The sequence below is a fragment of the Alcanivorax sp. HI0044 genome (assembly GCF_001634945.1).
In genome coordinates this window covers 1-689 of record NZ_LWEZ01001966.1, presented here as the reverse complement: position 1 = coordinate 689, position 689 = coordinate 1, and the positions used below count along the sequence as shown (strand labels likewise).

Sequence of the window (689 nt, the reverse complement as noted above, 5' to 3'; positions counted from 1 at the left end):
ATCAACCCAAAAGACTCAGCACAACTGAAGTGGGCCTGGAGCTACTTAATCAAGCAGCAGGTAGCCGCTCCGCTTCCCAGCCCCATAGACAACAAAGACCTCCTGGCCTGCATACTCGCCACGCTAGACGATATGTCATACGGCCACCCTGCCGAGAAACAACTATTCCAAGAGAAGATGAAGAAGACCTGGAGCCAGAAGAAGTATCGCGATTCAGGCAAGGCCAAGAAGCAGCATTATATGCCGCTAACCAAGGACACCCGAGACAAGCTCAGTGCTCTTTCTGAGGAATGGAGCATGAAGCCGCACGAAGTCGTTGAGGTGCTCATTCAGGAGGCAAACGAGCAAAAACCAGCCGATGCCAACTAAGACAAAACAGCAGGCATACACACCTCGCCTCGGCGGACATACGGCCGACCACGGACGGTCGGCCCAACCTTCTTTTCGACAACCATAACAAGACCCCAACCCATAAGGGCCAGCTCACACCCGCCACATCAAGCCTTCTTGGCCTTCAAATCATCCAGGTAATCCGCCCACTGCTGCATCATCCCCACACGACCCTCCAGGTGCGAAGTACGGTTATAGGCCCGACCGTTGGCGTCCCTGACGGAGTGAGCAAGCTGGTGCTCGATCCAGTCCACCCGGACGTCCAGGACTTCATCAAGCAGGGTACGGGCAATGGCGCG

At 55.6% G+C, this 689-nt stretch carries 1 protein-coding gene and 1 pseudogene; one reads left to right on the top strand and one right to left on the bottom strand.

The window, feature by feature from the left end:
* Positions 1–369, top strand: a 369-nt coding sequence (locus A3730_RS32410) for a hypothetical protein (RefSeq protein WP_369819145.1), incomplete at its 5' end; no start/stop codon positions are given.
* A gap of 128 nt (positions 370–497) precedes the next feature.
* Here A3730_RS32410 and A3730_RS32405 read toward each other — a convergent pair.
* Positions 498–689: pseudogene (locus A3730_RS32405) on the bottom strand (integrase); the annotation flags it as partial.